Source organism: Chromobacterium sp. Ag138 (assembly GCF_055181315.1).
Window position 1 is genome coordinate 2393915 of record NZ_JBUPWA010000001.1, and the last position, 17313, is coordinate 2411227.

15 protein-coding genes are annotated in these 17313 nt (G+C 63.2%); 4 read left to right on the forward strand and 11 right to left on the reverse strand.

Going from position 1 to position 17313, the window contains the following annotated elements:
- The first annotated feature begins 3 nt into the window (after window positions 1-3).
- A complete protein-coding gene (locus ACY3GB_RS10990) occupies window positions 4-384 on the forward strand; it encodes a type IV pilus assembly protein FimV (protein ID WP_463088771.1) in 381 nt (126 codons plus the stop codon).
- Window positions 385-462: 78 nt separating this feature from the next.
- Here ACY3GB_RS10990 and msbA read toward each other — a convergent pair whose 3' ends face one another.
- Genes msbA through ACY3GB_RS11005 form a run of 3 tightly spaced genes read right to left on the reverse strand, consistent with a single transcriptional unit; the run spans window position 463 to window position 4234 of the window.
- Window positions 463-2217 (reverse strand): lipid A export permease/ATP-binding protein MsbA, encoded by a 1755-nt coding sequence (msbA, locus tag ACY3GB_RS10995; protein ID WP_463088772.1) that lies wholly within the window; start codon window positions 2215-2217, stop codon window positions 463-465.
- 11 nt (window positions 2218-2228) lie between these two features.
- Window positions 2229-3344 (reverse strand): glycosyltransferase family 4 protein, encoded by a 1116-nt coding sequence (locus tag ACY3GB_RS11000; RefSeq protein ID WP_463088773.1) that lies wholly within the window; start codon window positions 3342-3344, stop codon window positions 2229-2231.
- Window positions 3344-4234, reverse strand: coding sequence for a hypothetical protein (locus tag ACY3GB_RS11005; protein WP_463088774.1), 891 nt, complete (start codon window positions 4232-4234; stop codon window positions 3344-3346). Before ACY3GB_RS11005 ends, ACY3GB_RS11000 begins: the two co-directional genes overlap by 1 nt.
- A gap of 242 nt (window positions 4235-4476) precedes the next feature.
- Here ACY3GB_RS11005 and rfaQ point away from each other — a divergent pair, with 242 nt between their 5' ends.
- Window positions 4477-5550 (forward strand): putative lipopolysaccharide heptosyltransferase III, encoded by a 1074-nt coding sequence (gene rfaQ / locus ACY3GB_RS11010; RefSeq protein ID WP_463088775.1) that lies wholly within the window; start codon window positions 4477-4479, stop codon window positions 5548-5550.
- A gap of 2 nt (window positions 5551-5552) precedes the next feature.
- Complete coding sequence (locus ACY3GB_RS11015) at window positions 5553-6644, forward strand: glycosyltransferase (RefSeq protein WP_463088776.1); 1092 nt, start codon at window positions 5553-5555, stop codon at window positions 6642-6644.
- A 1-nt stretch (window position 6645) separates the two neighbouring features.
- Here ACY3GB_RS11015 and ACY3GB_RS11020 read toward each other — a convergent pair whose 3' ends face one another.
- From ACY3GB_RS11020 to cysG, 8 genes are all read right to left on the reverse strand, one after another.
- On the reverse strand, window positions 6646-7935 hold the full coding sequence (locus tag ACY3GB_RS11020) for an O-antigen ligase family protein (RefSeq protein ID WP_463088777.1): 1290 nt from the start codon (window positions 7933-7935) through the stop codon (window positions 6646-6648).
- Window positions 7925-8896: an NAD-dependent epimerase/dehydratase family protein gene (locus tag ACY3GB_RS11025; protein WP_463088778.1), complete on the reverse strand. Its 972-nt coding sequence runs from the start codon at window positions 8894-8896 to the stop codon at window positions 7925-7927. Before ACY3GB_RS11025 ends, ACY3GB_RS11020 begins: the two co-directional genes overlap by 11 nt.
- Before the next feature lie 64 nt (window positions 8897-8960).
- On the reverse strand, window positions 8961-9866 hold the full coding sequence (locus tag ACY3GB_RS11030) for a glycosyltransferase family 2 protein (protein ID WP_463088779.1): 906 nt from the start codon (window positions 9864-9866) through the stop codon (window positions 8961-8963).
- 36 nt (window positions 9867-9902) lie between these two features.
- Window positions 9903-11045: a glycosyltransferase family 4 protein gene (locus ACY3GB_RS11035; protein ID WP_463088780.1), complete on the reverse strand. Its 1143-nt coding sequence runs from the start codon at window positions 11043-11045 to the stop codon at window positions 9903-9905.
- 41 nt (window positions 11046-11086) lie between these two features.
- Window positions 11087-12826 (reverse strand): phosphoenolpyruvate--protein phosphotransferase, encoded by a 1740-nt coding sequence (gene ptsP / locus ACY3GB_RS11040; RefSeq protein ID WP_463088781.1) that lies wholly within the window; start codon window positions 12824-12826, stop codon window positions 11087-11089.
- 169 nt (window positions 12827-12995) lie between these two features.
- Window positions 12996-13265: an HPr family phosphocarrier protein gene (locus ACY3GB_RS11045; protein ID WP_021478263.1), complete on the reverse strand. Its 270-nt coding sequence runs from the start codon at window positions 13263-13265 to the stop codon at window positions 12996-12998.
- Window positions 13252-13659, reverse strand: a complete 408-nt coding sequence (locus tag ACY3GB_RS11050) for a PTS sugar transporter subunit IIA (protein WP_011134369.1) — start codon at window positions 13657-13659, stop codon at window positions 13252-13254. Before ACY3GB_RS11050 ends, ACY3GB_RS11045 begins: the two co-directional genes overlap by 14 nt.
- A 98-nt stretch (window positions 13660-13757) precedes the next feature.
- The gene (cysG, locus tag ACY3GB_RS11055; RefSeq protein ID WP_463088782.1) at window positions 13758-15170 is read right to left on the reverse strand and encodes a siroheme synthase CysG; all 1413 of its coding nucleotides are present in this window, start codon (window positions 15168-15170) and stop codon (window positions 13758-13760) included.
- 149 nt (window positions 15171-15319) lie between these two features.
- On the opposite strand from cysG, the gene ACY3GB_RS11060 reads away from it, so the two are divergent.
- Window positions 15320-17308: a sensor domain-containing diguanylate cyclase gene (locus tag ACY3GB_RS11060; protein WP_463088783.1), complete on the forward strand. Its 1989-nt coding sequence runs from the start codon at window positions 15320-15322 to the stop codon at window positions 17306-17308.
- Window positions 17309-17313 lie beyond the last annotated feature (5 nt).

The following is a 17313-nucleotide window of genomic DNA, read 5'->3' on the forward strand; positions in this document are numbered from 1 at the left end:
AGAATGGATGTCTTTACGGCACTGGCCAGCAGTCTGGCCCTGATGCTCGTCTATTATTCGCTGCGCCAGTTCTGGCGCCATCTACGTTACATCAAGCCCGTTCAACGCGGCATCGACCCTGTAGGAGAAGCCGAAGTCTTCCTGGCTTATGGCCGCACCCGCGAAGCCGTCCGAGTCCTGAAGGATTCCCTGAAGGACGATCCCGACAATCTCCACGCCAAAGTCGCCCTACTGCGCGCGTATTCCAGCGCCCGCGACAGCAAGGCCTACGTGTCGCTCGCGCGCGACGTCCACCCTCAAGTGCAAGGCCAGCCGGTCTGGCACACGATACGGGAAAACGGCCGCGCGCTGGCCCCGCAGGAACCGCTGTTTTCCAAACGTTGAGTTCCTGAGCGCTTAAGCGCAATGCCCAACGAAACAAGGCTGCCCCAGAGCAGCCTTGTCGTTTTCGCCAGCAGCGGCTCAGTCCGCCTTCGGCTCGCTGAACTGCAGGCTGTGCAGTCTGGCGTACAAGCCGCCCTGCCCCAGCAATGCCTGATGGCGTCCCTGTTCGACTACCTGTCCCTGGTGCATCACCACGATGCGGTCGGCGTTCTCGATGGTGGACAGCCGGTGCGCGATCACGATGGTCGTGCGGTTCTTCATCAGGTTTTCCAGCGCGGCCTGCACCAGGCGCTCCGACTGGGTGTCCAGCGCCGACGTCGCCTCGTCCAGGATCAGCAGCGGCGCGTTCTTCAGCAGCGCGCGCGCGATCGCCAGCCGTTGCCGCTGGCCGCCCGACAAACGAGAACCGTTTTCGCCGATGATGGTATCCAGCCCTTCAGGCAAGCCCTCGATGAACTCCAGCGCATTGGCCGCGCGGGCGGCCTCGATGATCGCTTCGCGCGACGCACTCTCCCGGCCGTAAGCGATATTGGCCGCCACGGTATCGTTGAACAGCTCCACCTGCTGGCTGACCAGCGCGATATGCTCGCGCAGCTGGCTCAACGGAATGTCGGACAAGGCCACGCCATCCAGCAGCAACCGCCCCGAAGACGGCTCGTAAAAACGCGGCACCAGGCTGGCCAGCGTCGTCTTGCCGCTGCCGGAGGAGCCCACCAGCGCCACGGTCTCGCCGGGCTGGATCGTCAAGTCAATGCCGGACAGCGCGGGATTGTCCACATTGGGATAGGCGAAGCTGACGCCGTCAAAGCGCAGCTGCCCGCTCGGCGCGGGCAGGGCGCGGTCGCCGCTGTCGGCCTCGCCAGGCTCGTCGATGAAGGCAAATACCGACTCCGCCGCCGCCAGGCCGCGCTGCATCGCCTGCGATACGCTGGAAATGCGCTTGACCGGCGCGAACAGGCCGAGCATCGCCGTCAGAAACACCATGAAATCGCCGGCGGTCAGCGCGCCGTGCTGGGCGCGCAGGCCGGCAAAATACAAGATCGCCGCCAGCGCGCACGCGATCATCAGCTGGGTGACACCGGTATTGGCCGCGCTGGCCGCGCTTTGCTTGACCTGGTTGCGCCGCACCGACGTCGCCGTATCGTCGAATCGCGCCATCTCGCGCTCTTGGCCGCCGTATACCTTGATCGCGCGCTGGCACTGGATGCTCTCCGCCAACACCTGGGTCATCTGCGCCATATGCTGCTGGTTCTGCCGCGCCAAACCGCGCAGACGCTTGCCCACCAGCCGCATGCAATAGGTAACGCCCGGCATCACCACCAGGCAGATCAGCGTCAGCTGCCAGTCGGTCATCAGCATCAGACCCAGCATGCCGAGCGCGGTCAAGCCGTCGCGCACCGTGACGGTGATCACGTTGAAGCCCGCCTCGGTCACCTGGTTGACATCGTTGGTGATCCGCGACATCAGCCTGCCGGACTGGTGCTCGTCGTAGTAATGCGCCGGCAAGCGCACCAGCTTGGCGAACATCTGCTGCCGCAAAGCCTGCACCAGCTGCCCGGTCAGCCAGCTGGCGGTGTATTCATTGATGAAGCCGGCCACGCCGCGTATCAGGTAAATGCCGATGATGGCCAGCGGCACCCACATGATCACCTGCGGGTCTTTATTGACAAAACCGCCGTCGATCAGCGGCTTGAGCAGCTTGGCGACGGCAGGTTCGGTCAGCGCCGCCACCGACATCGACAACACCGACAGCAGCAGCACTTTCCAATAACCCAGCAAATAGCCCAGCAAGCGTCGGTAAATAGCCCAACTATTCCTAAACGAATCTTTCATCCGAAACCCTGTTATCGGCGCGGCCAGCGCGGCAGCCCTGCTAATTGAAGAATGCTTTCCAAATTGCGTTCGACCGAGAAACGCTGACGGACATCCTCGCGCCCCATCTCGGCCATCGCGCGCATCCTGGGCAAGTCGGCCAAGGCCTCCGCCAGCGCTCGGGCCCAGCCGGACACGCAGCCAGGGGCCGCCAGTAAGCCGGTCACGCCATGAGATACCGTCTCAGGAATGCCGCCGGTATCGCTGGCGATGACGGGAACGCCCAAGCCCAGCGCCTCGATCTGCGACATGCCCAGCGGCTCATAAGTGGAAGGCATGACGACGATGTCTGCGCGGGCAAGCAAAGCCGCAACCGGGTTGACGATGCCGGCCAGCAAAACGCGATCCTGCAATCCCAAGCGAGAGACTTCCGCTTCGATGCGGGCCCTCTCCCCGCCGTCTCCGGCGATGACGTAACGCAAGCCGGGCCACGCGTCTTTCAATTCGGCCAGCGCGCCGAGCAAAGTCAGATGCCCCTTCTCGCCGCGCAGCATCGCCGCATGCGCCAGCACCGGGCCGGTCCCGCCAGAAAGCCAATCGGCGACCCGCGGCGGCAAAGACTGCCCGGCGGCCTGATCCAGCCGCTCGAAGTCGATCCCCGGGTACACGACATGCAAGCGCTCCGCCCGGATCGCAGGATTCGCCAGCAGGGTTTGCCTCAAGCATTCGCTCGGCAGCATCGTCGCATCAACCAGGTGGTTGTAAGTCAAGGTCGATGGGTAGCCGGCCTGGTAAGTGCGGGATCGCAGCAGAAACGGCCTGTCCCGCAACATTCTGGCGGCAAGGGCCACATTGTTGCTGTCATGCCCGCTATGGCAGACCGCCAGCCTTGGCCGGTGCTCGCGCATCCATCGCCATAGGCCCGCGATGGTGGGCAGGTGCGCGCTGTTTCGAAAGCGCAAGGGCAAGATAGCCAGGCCCTTGTCGCGGGCGACATCCGCCACCGCCGTGCCGGGACGGCACGCCAGCACCGGCCGATAGCCCGCCTCGCTCAGCTTGGCCATCTGCTGCATCAGTTGAAACTCCTGTCCTCCCACATTGGGCGAAGACTCGGAGAATAATATGAACTCAGACATGCGGATGCCCATCAACCTTCGGGCGGACACAGCTCAGCCCAGGGCCGGCCGGCCGCCAACGCGGCCTTGAGGTGCTGGCACAGCTCGAACTGCGATTCGAAACCATTGTTATAGCTGATGCTGCCGATGTGATACCAGCAATCATCGATCACCTGGATGCGGAAAGGATGACCGCTGACCGGGTCGATGATCTCGCGCATGCGATGCTTCGCCATTCTCAGGCTGGAAGCGTCCAACTCCCGATACAGGGAACGCCAATTGCGCCCCCCGGTATCCAGGCCATTGGAGAAGTCATACAGAAAATTGAGCCGGCGTCGCTTCATGTGGTCGAAGCGAAACGCGCAATATCCCGCCCACAAATGCCAGCCCCACTCGCTGTGGTTAGGCAGGCCGTATACCGGCTGGTCGTCGAGATCGACCAGCAACCGGCTGGGCGCCACCGGAATCATGTCGTGATCGATGAAAGCGAAACTGCGGGGTTCGACCGGAAGCACGATGTTCTGGTATATCCAGCTCATCGCGAAACCATGGGAACGGTTGACATGTCGAGTCGGATTGGCGGGCAAGGCCAGATAAGGCACTTGGTTATCGCGGCAAACCTGCTCGATCTGGCGCCTCATTTCCGGACGCCGGGAATTATCGAACACCACCATCCGGGTGCCCGGAATATTCACGCGCGCGCGCTCCAGCTGCCAGTTCAGCGCCCAGGGTTGCTCGAATGCCACAACCAGGCCCAGGTTGGCATCCGGGTCGCGCAGGCTCTCGACAAAGCGCTCCTGCCCCACGGCGCGCTTGGCCAGATACATGGATTGCCATGCATCGTTCCGCCACTGCTTGAGCGCATCATGGCACGGCGACAGCCTCAACCACTCGGCCAAGCCAAAATCGGACAGATCACGCATTACGCACACACACTCCAGATATTATTCTTCATACATCCGCCCCGCTTCCGGCGCACCTCGGCCAAACGCTTGGGGAGGCGCAATCATCGCAGCAATAACCATGGGCAGCAAGCTTCCTCAAGAAGGCTCCCATGTCGTATATAATCACCCGATCATGATGCCGCCGTGGCCTCTACTAATCGCACCAGCGCACCCGCCGAGCCTTCCCAGGCATCGCCCGGGACGAACATCCGCATCCTCTTATGCCCCAGACCGAAGCCCCCGACCGCATCCTTCTGATCAAACTGCGCCATCATGGCGACATCCTGCTCACCACTCCGGTGGCCAGGACGCTGAAGTCGCGCTACCCGCAGTGCGAGATCGACATGCTGGTCTACCGGGAAACCATCCCGCTGCTGCAGCACAATCCCGATATCTCACGCGTGTGGACGCTTGACCGCTCATTGCGCGGCTGGCGCAAACTCGCGTCTCAGCTCCGCCTGCTGCTGGCGCTGCGCCGCCAACGCTACCAGACAGTGATACACCTGAGCGACCAGATGCAAGGTGCCTTTTTCGCCAAGCTGCTGGCCCGCCGCCACGCGATCGGCTTCGATTACCCGAAACGCCGCAACAGCCCCTGGCATCGCTTCTTCACCGCCCTCGCCCCGCTAGCGCCGAGCGATACCCTGCACACCGTCAGCCAGAACCTGCTCGCGCTGACGCCGCTCGGCATCACGCCGACCGCCGACGAGCAACGCTGCGTGCTGCCGATCCAGAACGCCGACCGGGAAACGGTGGCGGCCCTGCTCAGAGAAACCGGCGTCGACGGGCCTTACATCGTCATTCATCCCTCCTCCCGCTGGTTCTTCAAATGCTGGGAGGACGATAGATTCGCCGGACTCGCGCAAACCCTGGCGTCCGACGGCTGGTCCATCGTTCTCACCGCCGCGCCCGATCCGGCCGAAATGGACATGGTCGCCGCCATACTGGCGCAAATCCGCTCCGACCGAGTCGTCTCCGTCGCCGGCCGGCTGACCCTGAACCAGCTGGCGGCCATCATAGACGGCGCCCGGCTGTTCATCGGCGTGGACTCCGTCCCCATGCACATGGCCGCGGCGCTGGGCAAGGATACCGTCGCCCTCTTCGGCCCCAGCAAAATCCACGAGTGGCATCCCTGGATGACCCGCCATCGCCTGCTGAACGCCGCCGACTACGGCGAGCTGATCGATCCGGACCAGGTGGACACCTCGACGCGCCAGCGCTATCTGGCAAACATCCCGCTGGAGGCGGCGCTGAACGCCAGCCGCGAACTGCTGTCCGCTCCAGTCCAGGAATAAACATGCGCCAAACCATTCTGTTCATCATCGACGGCCTGCCCGGAGGCGGCGCCGAGCGCGTGGTCATCACCCTGGCCGGCGAGATGGCCGCCCGCGGCCATCAAGTCACGATCGCCTCGTTGCAAGCCTGTCTCGACTATCCGATACCCGCCGGCGTCGACTACCTTCTGGTGGAGGACCGCTACCGCGGACCGTTTCGCCGCCAGACCGAGATCCTGCGCCGGGCACGCCAGCTAGATAACGCGCTTCGCCGGCACTTCGCAGGACGCACCGTCGACCTGGCCGTCTCCAACCTGCCGAAAACCGACAGGATCGTGGCGGCCTGCCCCTACCTGGAACAAGCCTGGCTGTGCCTGCACTGCGCCATCCAGGCCGGGCAATTGGCGGAGCGAAGCGGAATCCGCCATTGGCTGAAAAAACGCCAACTCATCCGCACCTATTCGGGCCGCAAACTGATCACGGTATGCCAAGCGCTGCAGCGGGACGTGCTGGATTGCGGCATACGGCCGGCGCGGATGGAGGCCATCTACAATCCCTTCGACCTCGACGCGATCCGCCAGCGCGCGGCCCAGCCCTGCCCGATGGACGGCGAGGACTTCATTCTCCATGTCGGCCGTTTCAACCACCAGAAACGGCACGACCGGCTGCTGGAGGCGTTCAAGCTGAGCGGCTACTCCGGCAAGCTGGTACTGCTCGGCCAAGGCGGCCAAGCCGAACTGTCCGCGGTGCAGGCCCAGGCCGAGCGACTGGGCATCGCTGACCGGCTGGTCATCGCCGGGTTCACGGACAACCCGTACGCCTACATGCGCGCCGCCCGCGCGCTGGTGCTCAGCTCCGACTACGAGGGATTCGGCAACGTGCTGGTCGAAGCGCTGGCCTGCGGCACCCCGGTGGCCAGCACCGACTGTCCTGAAGGCCCGGCGGAAATCCTGACCGACGATCTGGCCATCGGCCTGAGCAAGATGGATAGCCAGTCGCTGGCAGATGCCATCGCGCGCGTTCTGCGCTCTCCGACGCTGCTGCGGCCAGAACAACTGGCGCCTTTCTCGCTCGATGTCGCAGTCGATCGCTATCTAACGCTGGCCAATCAATAAGCTAGCGCGCAGCCCCGTCCCTGGCATCGAATATCGGTGCCAGGTACAGGCCGAGAGCCGCAAGCATCGCACCGCACATCGCAATCTGCGGGCTCAGCAGCAACACATCGCTGAGTCCGAATACCAGCCAGAACCCGACATAAAGCGTCATGAAACGCCTGGAGAAACCTCCGCGCTTCCAGCCATAAATGGCAAATCCCGATAAAAAAATCAGCCAGGATAGTGCGCCCGGAATCCCCTGCAGAGACAGAATCTCAAGCCATTCATTATGCAAATGAACATCCCGCATAATCAAGGCTGCCTTATTGAGCGCGCCCTCATTGACCAACTGCTGAAACAACGCATCCCGCGCCTGCATGCTCTGCCCCCACGGTCGCTCCCGCACCGCCTGCGCCCCGGCATCCCAAAGAGAAAAGCGGATGCCCAAAGAGGTAGTGGCATTGCCTTGGCTATAGGCAATCAAATCGGTTTGCGCTTCATTGATTCTGCTGCTCAGCACCGCCCAACTGGACCATAGCGCAAGCCCGGCCAGCAGCATGGCGATCACATAGGTACGCCAGCTCTGATGCAAGCCAAAGCGCGATAGAACTGCACAGCCCAGCACAAACAGGTAAACCAGAAGCGCCGCGCGCGTGCCTGTCGCCACAATGGACATGAACTGCAATGCAATCAACAAGCACAAGCCCAGCCATTGCCATTTTTTAAGACGAAAAGGGTAAAACAGCAGCAATGCGAAAAAATGGATCGCGCAAAGAAGATAGGCGGCGCCGGTAGCATACAAGCTCCCCAAACCGACTCTGGCTCCATGCGCATCATGCCAAGCTTTCAATGTAATGAGGGACAGCAATGCCGACGCGGATACCAAAGCGAGCGTCGCGCATGCAGGGGACAAACGCCGTCCGAATGTCCCCCACAATGGCAGCAAAAGCAATGGCAAGGCGCTCAGCCAGATTTGATTTGAGAGCTGATAGGCAAATGCTACAGAAAAAAGGCTAGGGTCGAACGGCGCAGGAAAATAACTGAGCCAGGCTGCGCGAAACGCAATGAAAATCAGCAGCGCAAGCGACAATAACAGATTCAGCGCCTTCGATCCGGCATCACGACGTTGGAATATGACCAGCGGCAGAGCCAGCAGCGATAGCGAGCACAGAATGTAAAACAGCGTGCGCCCGGATGCGGGAAAAACCAGGGTCAGACAACATCCCAACAGCAAGACCAATGGAGCAGCTTGATTCGCTCGATCCAACATTGGCACCTTCCACGCCGGCGCCGCCATGCCATTAAACCGCATGGTAGCTCCGGAACCATTCGACAAACCGCGCCATGCCAACCTCAAGCGAGGTCGACGGCGTAAAACCCACCGCGTCTCTCAGACGGGACGTCTCGGCATAGGTAATCGGCACATCGCCATCCTGCATCGGCAGATACTCCTTGACCGCCTCCTTGCCGCAGTATTTCTCAGTCAGCTGGATGAAGGTCATCAACTCCACCGGCTGATGATTGCCGATATTGAAAATGGTATGCGGCAACTCGCCGGATGGAACATGTTCCATCACTCTTACCACTCCCTCGACGATGTCATCGATATAGGTAAAGTCACGTTGCATCTTGCCATGATTGAACACTTTGATCGGCCTGCCATTCAGAATGGCATCGGTGAACAACCAAGGGGCCATGTCCGGACGCCCCCACGGACCGTAACCGGTAAAGAAGCGCAAGCTGGTCGTAGGCAGCTGGTACAAATGGGAGTAGCTGGCCGCCATCAACTCATTCGCGCGCTTGGTCGCCGCGTAGAAGCTGACGGGATGATCGGCGCGCTGATCTTCTGAAAACGGCACGGCCGAACCACTGCCATAGACGCTGGACGATCCGGCAAATACCAAGTGTTTCACCGGATAGTGGCGACAGGCCTCCAGCACATTGGTGAAGCCCAGCAAATTGCTTTCCGCATAGGCATGAGGGTTTTTCAGCGAATAGCGCACCCCGGCCTGGGCGGCCAGATGAATGACATAATCGAACTTCTCAGCCGCGAACAAGCGTTCCATCGCCGGCCAATCCGCGATGTCTTGCTGGAAAAAGCTGAAACCAGACCGCCCCTGCAAAGTCGCCAACCGGGCATGCTTGAGCTCGACCGCATAGTAATCATTCAGATTGTCAATCCCGACAACCTCAACATCCCGCCGCCCCAACAGCTTTTCACATACGGCCCGGCCAATAAAACCGGCAGCGCCGGTCACCAGAATCTTCATCATTGAATACCTTATGTCCACTCAGCGGACCATCACTTATACGTTCACGCCAGCCGAAACCAAGCCGTCACAGTTTCAATCGCACACGTAGAAAGCGCAGCTTCCATTTGCAGGAAACCTGCGTCGCCACAAGATACTTCCATACCGAAATGGACTGAAGTTTTTCAGCAACGGCTGGCTGCGCATTCAGAAATTGACGCCCAGAAGGCGTTTTCAACAAGTCTTTGGCAAAACCGATCCAGAGATGCGCGGTCTGCCAAGCGGCGATACGCCCGGCGAAAGCGGTCTCGATGCTCTGCAATGCCCTGATGTACTCCTCGCCATAACGCCATGTCTGACCGCGATCGGACAGGCTGCCGGGACGCTTGTAATAGGCATAGACCGGCGCCGCGCCCCATACGATGGATTTCGCTTCAGTGATCCAATGGGGCGTCGTCATCATGTCTTCGTAGCACTTCATGGCGGCAAGATCATGCCGCAGCAAGATCTGGCGAGCCACGCATTTGCCTGGGAAGTGCCCTTGCAGACTCTGGTGCTCGCAAAACAGGTCGCAAGCTTGCTGAACCGACAATGGGACCACGTCGCGAAACAATTCTGCCGCCTCGCTCCCATCCAGGGGTTGGCCGGTTTCCCGCAGCGGCGTCATCAGCAAATCAGGCTCGTGCCGCCGCAGCATATCCACCATCCAGGCCAGACCGCCCGATAAGAAAGCATCGTCACTGTCGAGAAAGGTCACATATCGTCCATCCGCCAGCCCCACTCCGGCCTGGCGCGCCAGACCGACATTGGCGAAATCGACCGAAATCGTTTTCAACCAGGGATGGGACCGCGCGAACGCCTCAAGTATCTTGGCCGTTTCATCGGTAGACGCGTCATTGATCGCGATCACCTCCACCTGCTCCAACTCGGCCATTTGCCGCGCCAATATCCCCAAGGTCCGCCCCAGATACGCTGCAGCGTTATGCGCCGGCATGATGATACTTAGCAATATCAACTCATAAACCTTTCTTCAAGCTACATCGCTAACCGACAATAAATCCCGGTAACAGTTCAGCATTCGCTCCGCCATCGCTTCCAGGCTCAGCCCCTCCACGCTAGATCGGGCCGCTGCCGCCAGAGCCGGCCAGCGCTGATGGGCAGACGCCCATTCCGCCACGTTTCCGGCCAGCGCTTCCTCGTCGAAAGCATCGCATGCCCAACCGTTCTCTCCCTGCCGGACAAACTCCGCCGCGCCGCACTGGCGCGTCGTCAAAACAGGCAGTCCGCAAGCAAACGCCTCGACGCACACATTGGGAAAAGGGTCATACAATGTAGGCAGAATGAAGGCATCCGCCATGCCATAAAACGGCTTGACCTCGCCTTGCGCGCCAGCGAAAACCACCCTGGCGCTCACCCCCAGCGTTTCCGCCAGCTGCCGGTAGCGAGCCAGCCGTTTATCGCCCCCGACCACCATCAGCCATACGTCTTGATTCGCCCGCAACGCCTTCAAGGCGCGCGCCACGCCTTTACGCTCGAAACCCGAACCGACATACAGCAGCAACGGCGCATCGTCAGGCACGCCCCACCGGCCGCGCATCGCCTGCCTATGCTCGGAGCGGAGGCGGGGATGGAAGGACTGCAGGTCCACGCCGTTGTAAATGACGACGATCTGCTGATCGGACAAACCGAAATATTGCTGTATCTCCCGCTTGACCATCTGGGAATTGCAGATCACCCGCTTCAAGCGGGGGTGATGGAACATCTCGGACTCAGCCCGCTGGATATAATGATGGTAAGGGTTGCACCACAATACAAACCGGCCCCATGCCGACATGCCCTGCCGCCGCAATTGCAGCCATCGCCGGTGGACGCCGTCTCCCGCCCGATAAATGTCGCAACCCGGTATGCGCTCATGCGACTGGACAAGATCGAAGCCCTCCCTCGACCATATCCGCCTGGCTTGCCGGGCAAAACTCCAATCGCGCCAGACATTGCCCAGATAGGAGCCGCCAACCTGGTAAGCCTTGACCCCCTCGACCGGCTCCCAACGACGCGCGATCAACGATACTTCCAGCGCGCCCTGATTGCGCAAAGCGGCCAGCGCGCGGCTCACAAAGCGCTCGGCGCCGCCAGCGGGGTTGTATTTCTGACGGACGATGGCCAACCGTGTCATGCGGGGAAAACCTCTCGAAATCCGGAAACTAAAAAGCCGGGTTAGGCACCCGGCTCTGCATTCAGCATTTGCAGCAGATCGGCTATTTTATCAGGGTCTTCTGATCTAAGCATGCGCGTCGCGATCGGCGCGATCTCGTCCAGATGGCTGGTCAGCACCCGCTGCTTGACCGACAACAGATTGGCCGGGTGCATCGAGAACTTGCGCAGGCCCATGCCCAGCAGCAGCCTTGTCAGCCGCGCGTCGCCCGCCATCTCGCCGCACACCGACACCGGCAGGTTGGCCTTGATGCCGGTCTTGATGGTATGCAGGATCAGCTTCAGCACCGCCGGATGGATGGGATCGTACAGATGGCTGACGGTGTCGTCGTTGCGGTCGATCGCCAGCGTGTACTGGATCAGGTCGTTGGTGCCGATGGAGAGGAAATCGACGTGTTTGGCCAGGCTGCCGGCCACCAGCGCCGCCGACGGGATCTCTATCATCGCGCCCACCTCGACGTCGTCGGCGTAGGCGATGCCCTCGTCGCGCAGTTCCTCTTTGGCGTACTCGAACTGGACCAGCGCCTGCTTCAGCTCCGGCAGCGAGTTCAGCATCGGGAACAGCACGCGGATCTTGCCGTGAACCGAGGCGCGCAGCAGCGCGCGCAACTGGGCGCGGAACATCAAGGGCTCGGCCAGGCACAGCCGGATGCCGGTCAGCCCCAGCGCCGGGTTCTCCGCCTGGCAGTGGTTCAGCCACTTCGGACTCTTGTCTGCGCCCAGGTCCATGGTGCGGATGGTGACCGGCATGCCCTTCATCGCGGTCGCCACGTGGCGGTAAGCCTCGAACTGCTCGTCCTCGGTGGGCAGCGTGTCGCGCCCCAGAAACAGGAATTCGCTGCGGAACAGGCCGATTCCCACCACGCCGGACTCGCGCACCTCCTCCACATCCTGCGGCCGCTCGATATTGGCCAGGAGCTCGATCACCGCGCCGTCGCGGGTCACCGCGTTGGATTTGCGGATGGAAGACAGCTTGCGCCGCGCGCCGCGCCAGACGCGCTGGCGGCGGCGGTATTCGGTCAGCACCAGCGCGTCAGGATTGATGATCACCACGCCCTGCTCGCCGTCGACGATGATCATCTCGTCCTCGCGGATCAGCTCCCGCGCGTGATGCAGCGCGATCACCGACGGCAAATCAAGACTGCGGCCCAGGATGGCGGTATGCGAGGTGGCGCCGCCGACGTCGGTGACGAAGGCGGCGAAATTGGAATCCTTGAAATAGACCATGTCGGCCGGCGACAGGTCGTGCGCGACCAGGATGTGGTCGTCGACCAGGTCTTCCGGCGCCGGCAGTTGCGGCGCGTCGCCGTCCAGATTTTTGAAGATGCGCTCGACCACCTGCAGCACGTCGTTCTTGCGCTCGCGCAGGTAGTCCTCCTCGATCGCGTCGAACTGCTCGACCAGATGGTCGCATTGCAGCTTCAGCGCCCATTCGGCGTTGCAGCGCTGCTTCTCGATGATCTCGCGCGGCTCGCGCGAAATGGTCACGTCGCCCAGCAGCATGATGTGCAGCGACAGGAAAGCGCCCAGCTCCGCGGGCGCGTTCTCCGGGATGCTGCCCCACAGCATCTCCAGCTCCTTGCGCGTCGCCTTCACCGCTTCGTCGAAACGCGTCTTTTCCGCGGGAATCTCGTCGTCTTCCAGCAGATAGTGCGCGACATCGTCCATGCTGCGCGAAATCAGATGGGCCCGGCCGATGGCGATGCCGCCGCCAATGGCCACCCCGTGCAGGATGATGCTCATTTCCCCCTCCCTGGCAGGCGGGTGTTATTGTGCTGTGCCTGCCGCTGTCTCCGCCCGGAGGCCTGCGCGACTGACGTCTGCCGTCCACGTCCCGGACGGCCCGCGCGTCGGCGGCCTCAAGCGGGCTCCCTGAAAGCCGGGGAAATCCGGCCTCCCATCCCTTCGCGCCTCACTCCGCTTCGTCGAAGCGGTTGTTGATCAGCGCGGTCAGCGCCTCCAGCGCCTGTTGTTCGTCATCGCCGCTGATTTCCAGCTCGATCGTGGCCCCCTTGGCCGCCGCCAGCATCATCACGCCCATGATGCTCTTGCCGTTGACGCGGCGGTTGTTGCGGGAAATGAAAATATCGCTTTTGTAACGGCTGGCCAGCTGGGTGAACTTGCTCGAGGCGCGCGCGTGCAGGCCAAGCTTGTTGATGATTTCGACTTCAGATCGCAGCATTACCTTCCCCCGGGATTATATAAAGCACGCCCTCCAGGCCGCCGGTGATCGCCTTGCTGACGACGATTTCCAGCGGCTGGCTGCTGTAGCACAGCGCTCGCACCAGCATCGGCAGGCTGGCGCCGGCCACCGCCTCGACGCGGCCCGGCCGGATCAGCCGACTGGCGATATTGGACGGGGTGCCGCCGTACATGTCGGTCAGCACCACCACGCCATCGCCGCCGTCCAGCCTGTCCACCAGGCCTTGCGCCTCGGCCAGCTTGCGCTCCGGGTCTTCGGTCTTGTCCACCGCCATTACCGCCAGATTGTCCGGCTCTCGGCCCAGAATGTGCTTGGCGCAGTCGGCCAGGCTACGTCCCAGGTCCCCATGTGCAATTATCAGAACACCTACCATGCCCGAGTCTTCGATTTGGTGGGCCGGAACGCGTCCGGCCGTTTGATTTGAACCGCGCGGCGACGCCGGACAAACCGGCGCGCCGCGCATCCGCGAAATCAATCTTCCTGAATTGTAACAGCTGAATTCTCGCTGCGGCGGTACCAGGCCAGCTTGTCAGCCAATTCCACCACTTCTCCGACGATGATCAGCGCCGGCGACGCGATGCCGTGCGAGGCCATCAGACCAGGCAGCGTGGCCAAAGTGCCGCACACCGCGCGCTGGCGCTCGGTGGTCGCCCACTCCACAACCGCCGCCGGCGTGGCCGCCGCGCGGCCATTGTCGACGAAGGCCCGGCACAGCTCGGCCGCGGTGGACACGCCCATGTACACCACCACCGTCTGTCGCGGGCGGGTCAGCGCCTGCCAGTCGAGATCAATGCTGCCGTCCTGCTTGTGGCCGGTGACGAAGGTCACCGACTGCGCGTAATCGCGGTGGGTCAGCGGGATGCCGGCATAAGCGGCCGCGCCGCTGGCGGAGGTTATGCCGGGCACCACCTCGAAAGCGATGCCGTGCTCGGCCAGCGTGGCGATCTCCTCTCCTCCGCGGCCGAAGGTGAACGGATCGCCGCCCTTGAGCCTGAGCACCCGTTTGCCTTGTTTGGCCAGATCGACCAGCAACTGGTTGATGTCGTCCTGCGGCAAGGCGTGGTTGGCGCGCGCCTTGCCGACATAGATCCGTTCCGCATCGCGCCGCACCAGCTCCAGCAGCTCCGGCGCCACCAGCTTGTCGTACAGCACTACGTCTGCCTGCTGCATCAGCCGCAGCGCGCGGAAGGTCAGCAGGTCGGGATTGCCGGGGCCGGCGCCCACCAGATACACCGCGCCGGCGCGATCCGCGCCGCCGGCGGCGATGCGCGCTTCCATTTCGGCCCGCGCCGCCGCCTCGTCGCCGTTCATCACCGCGTCGGCCAACGGCCCTTCCAGCACCGTTTCCCAGAAGCGGCGGCGGGCGTCGACGTCGGGGAAGCGCGCCTTGACCGCGTCGCGGAACGAGGAGCCGAAACGCGCCAGCCGGCCGTAACCCGCCGGAATCAGGCTTTCCAGCCGCGCGCGGATCGAACGCGCCAGCACCGGCACGCTGCCGCCGCTGGCCACCGCCACCATCAGCGGCGAGCGGTCGATGATCGCCGGGCTGATGTAACGCGACGCTTCGGCGTCGTCCACCACATTCACCAGGATGCCGCGCGCCTCGGCGTCCGCCGCCACCGCGCGATTGACCTCGTCGTCGTCGGTGGCTGCCACCACCAGCCGCAGGCCATCCAGCAGCGCGGGCGAGTAGCGCCCGGGCACATGTTCCAGCTCGCCGCTTTCGGCCAGGCCGGCCAGCTCCGGCGCCAATTCCGGCGCGACCACCCGCAACGAAGCGCCGGCCGCCAGCAGCAGCCGGGTCTTGCGCAAAGCCACCTCGCCGCCGCCCACCACCAGGCAGCGCTGATGCCGCAGCTTCAGAAATATCGGGAAAAACTCCATGCCACACTCCATGCCAGGGGCCGATTGCCGCCTTGTCCGCGCGCCGCGCGCTAGGCGCGCCAATATCGTCCAAGCATACTGTATTTGTTGCATAAATACGACGCTAAACCGCGGCGATGCCGTCTCATGCGGGGGCAGAAGGTTCGCTGATGTCAAAATTCCCCATTCGATTCCCCGCCGTCGCCGTGGAGCGCAGCTTGATTCCCCGTTCCTTTATCCGCCAGTCGGCCATTTCCGCCCTGCTCTGCCTGCCGCTGCTGCTGTCCGTGCCGCTGTCCGCGCTGGCGGCGGACCAGCGCGCGCTGCTGCTGGGCCAGACCGGCTGGCTGGCCGCGCTGTGCTGCGGCGCGATGTGGCTGTACGGCCGGCATCAGCGGCTCAAGGCGCGCGCCACCCTGCAGGATGCCTGCCTGGGATTGCTGGAGTTCGATCTGGCGCAGCAATACGTGCGCGGCAGCGTCCACACCCTGCAACGGCTGCTGGGACTGCCCGCCCACACCCGCGGCATGAACTGCGCCCGCTGGCTGATGCTGCTGCATCCCGAAGACCGCCAGCTGTTCTCCAACCTGCTCCAGCACCCGCCGGGCACGCCGGAAAACGGCTACGAGATGCGCATCCGCCACCACAGCGGCCATTGGGAATGGCTGGAGATGAACCTGCAGCCCAGCTGGCGCAACGGCAAGGTGCAGCAGCTGACGGCGATCTGCCGCGTGATCACCGCGCGCAAGCACGACGAAGCCGCGATGCTGCAGCGCGAGCAGCAGTTCCGCACCCTGGTGGAAAACGCCGAGGACATCATCGCCCGCTACGACCTGGAGCTGCGCTGCCTGTTCATCAACCGCAGCGTCAGCCGCTTCTCCGAGCTGCCGCTGGAGGAGCACCTGGGCAAGACGCCGCGGCAGAAGGGCTGGTCGGACGAGGCCAGCGCCCGCTTCGAACAGGAATGCCAGCTGCTGATCAACAACTGGGAAGCGCGCCGCTTCGAGCTGGAGCTGCAGCACGGCCAGCAGAGCCACATCTTCGAAATCCGCCTGTTCCCCGAGTTCGACAAGGCCGGCATGCTCAGGTCCATCCTGTCGGTGGACCGCGACGTCACCGCCACCCGCCAAGGGGAACGGTTGCTGGCCGAAGAGAACGAGGTGCTGGAAATGATAGCCGGCAACCATCCGCTGCCGCAGACGCTGGAGCAGATCTGCCAGATGATGGAGACGCAGCAGCCGGGCGCGATGTGCAGCGTGCTGCTGCTGGAGGAGGATGGCCAGTCGCTGCGCTTCGCCGCCGGCCTGAGCCTGCCGCCGGCCTACCGCAAGCTGTCGGAGCGCGTGACAGTCGGCCCCAGCGTCGGCTCCTGCGGCACCGCTGCCCACTGGAAGCGCGCCATTGTCGTCGACGACATCCTGAACAGCCCGCTGTGGGCGCACGCGCTGCACAAGGTGCAGCCGTTCGGCCTGCGCGCCTGCTGGTCCATGCCCATTTTCTCCAGCGACCGCCAGCTGCTGGGCACGCTGGCCACCTACTATCGCGAGCCGCGCAGCCCGTCTCAGGAAGAGCTGGCGCTGGCCCAGCGCATCACCCGCATCATCGCCATCGCGCTGCAGCGCGACGGCCACGAAAAGCAGCTGTACCGGCTGGCCACCCAGGACGGATTGACCGAGCTGAACAACCGCCGCCAGTTCATCGAGCTGGCCGACCGCGAGATCGAGCGCAGCCGCCGCCACGGCGGCCGGATGAGCGTGCTGATGATGGACCTGGACCGCTTCAAGGACATCAACGATCACTACGGCCACGCCATCGGCGACGAAGTGATACGCCATTTCTCCCAGGTCTGCCGCGAAGTGCTGCGCGCCAGCGACCTGTGCGGCCGCCTGGGCGGCGAGGAATTCGCCGCGGTGCTGCCGGACACCAGCCTCGACGACGCGCGCCAGGTCGCGGAGCGCCTGCGCAGCCTCGCCTCCTCCGCCAGGCTGGCCACCGTCACCGGCCCGCTGGGCTACACCGTCAGCATCGGCATCGCCGAGCGCCGCGCCGACGAGACCGACATCGACGAGGTGCTGGGCCGCGCCGACAAGCAGCTGTACCAGGCCAAACGCGACGGCCGCAACCGCGTCAGCGGCGCGGCGCCCGCCCATTCGGGCTAGAATGC

Coding starts and splice junctions, on each gene's coding strand:
- ACY3GB_RS10990 (WP_463088771.1), top strand. CDS start 4: ATGGATGTCTTTACGGCACTGGCCAGCAGTCTGGCCCTGATGCTCGTC.
- msbA (WP_463088772.1), bottom strand. CDS start 2,217: ATGAAAGATTCGTTTAGGAATAGTTGGGCTATTTACCGACGCTTGCTG.
- ACY3GB_RS11000 (WP_463088773.1), bottom strand. CDS start 3,344: ATGGGCATCCGCATGTCTGAGTTCATATTATTCTCCGAGTCTTCGCCC.
- ACY3GB_RS11005 (WP_463088774.1), bottom strand. CDS start 4,234: ATGCGTGATCTGTCCGATTTTGGCTTGGCCGAGTGGTTGAGGCTGTCG.
- rfaQ (WP_463088775.1), top strand. CDS start 4,477: ATGCCCCAGACCGAAGCCCCCGACCGCATCCTTCTGATCAAACTGCGC.
- ACY3GB_RS11015 (WP_463088776.1), top strand. CDS start 5,553: ATGCGCCAAACCATTCTGTTCATCATCGACGGCCTGCCCGGAGGCGGC.
- ACY3GB_RS11020 (WP_463088777.1), bottom strand. CDS start 7,935: ATGCGGTTTAATGGCATGGCGGCGCCGGCGTGGAAGGTGCCAATGTTG.
- ACY3GB_RS11025 (WP_463088778.1), bottom strand. CDS start 8,896: ATGATGAAGATTCTGGTGACCGGCGCTGCCGGTTTTATTGGCCGGGCC.
- ACY3GB_RS11030 (WP_463088779.1), bottom strand. CDS start 9,866: ATGCCGGCGCATAACGCTGCAGCGTATCTGGGGCGGACCTTGGGGATA.
- ACY3GB_RS11035 (WP_463088780.1), bottom strand. CDS start 11,045: ATGACACGGTTGGCCATCGTCCGTCAGAAATACAACCCCGCTGGCGGC.
- ptsP (WP_463088781.1), bottom strand. CDS start 12,826: ATGAGCATCATCCTGCACGGGGTGGCCATTGGCGGCGGCATCGCCATC.
- ACY3GB_RS11045 (WP_021478263.1), bottom strand. CDS start 13,265: ATGCTGCGATCTGAAGTCGAAATCATCAACAAGCTTGGCCTGCACGCG.
- ACY3GB_RS11050 (WP_011134369.1), bottom strand. CDS start 13,659: ATGGTAGGTGTTCTGATAATTGCACATGGGGACCTGGGACGTAGCCTG.
- cysG (WP_463088782.1), bottom strand. CDS start 15,170: ATGGAGTTTTTCCCGATATTTCTGAAGCTGCGGCATCAGCGCTGCCTG.
- ACY3GB_RS11060 (WP_463088783.1), top strand. CDS start 15,320: ATGTCAAAATTCCCCATTCGATTCCCCGCCGTCGCCGTGGAGCGCAGC.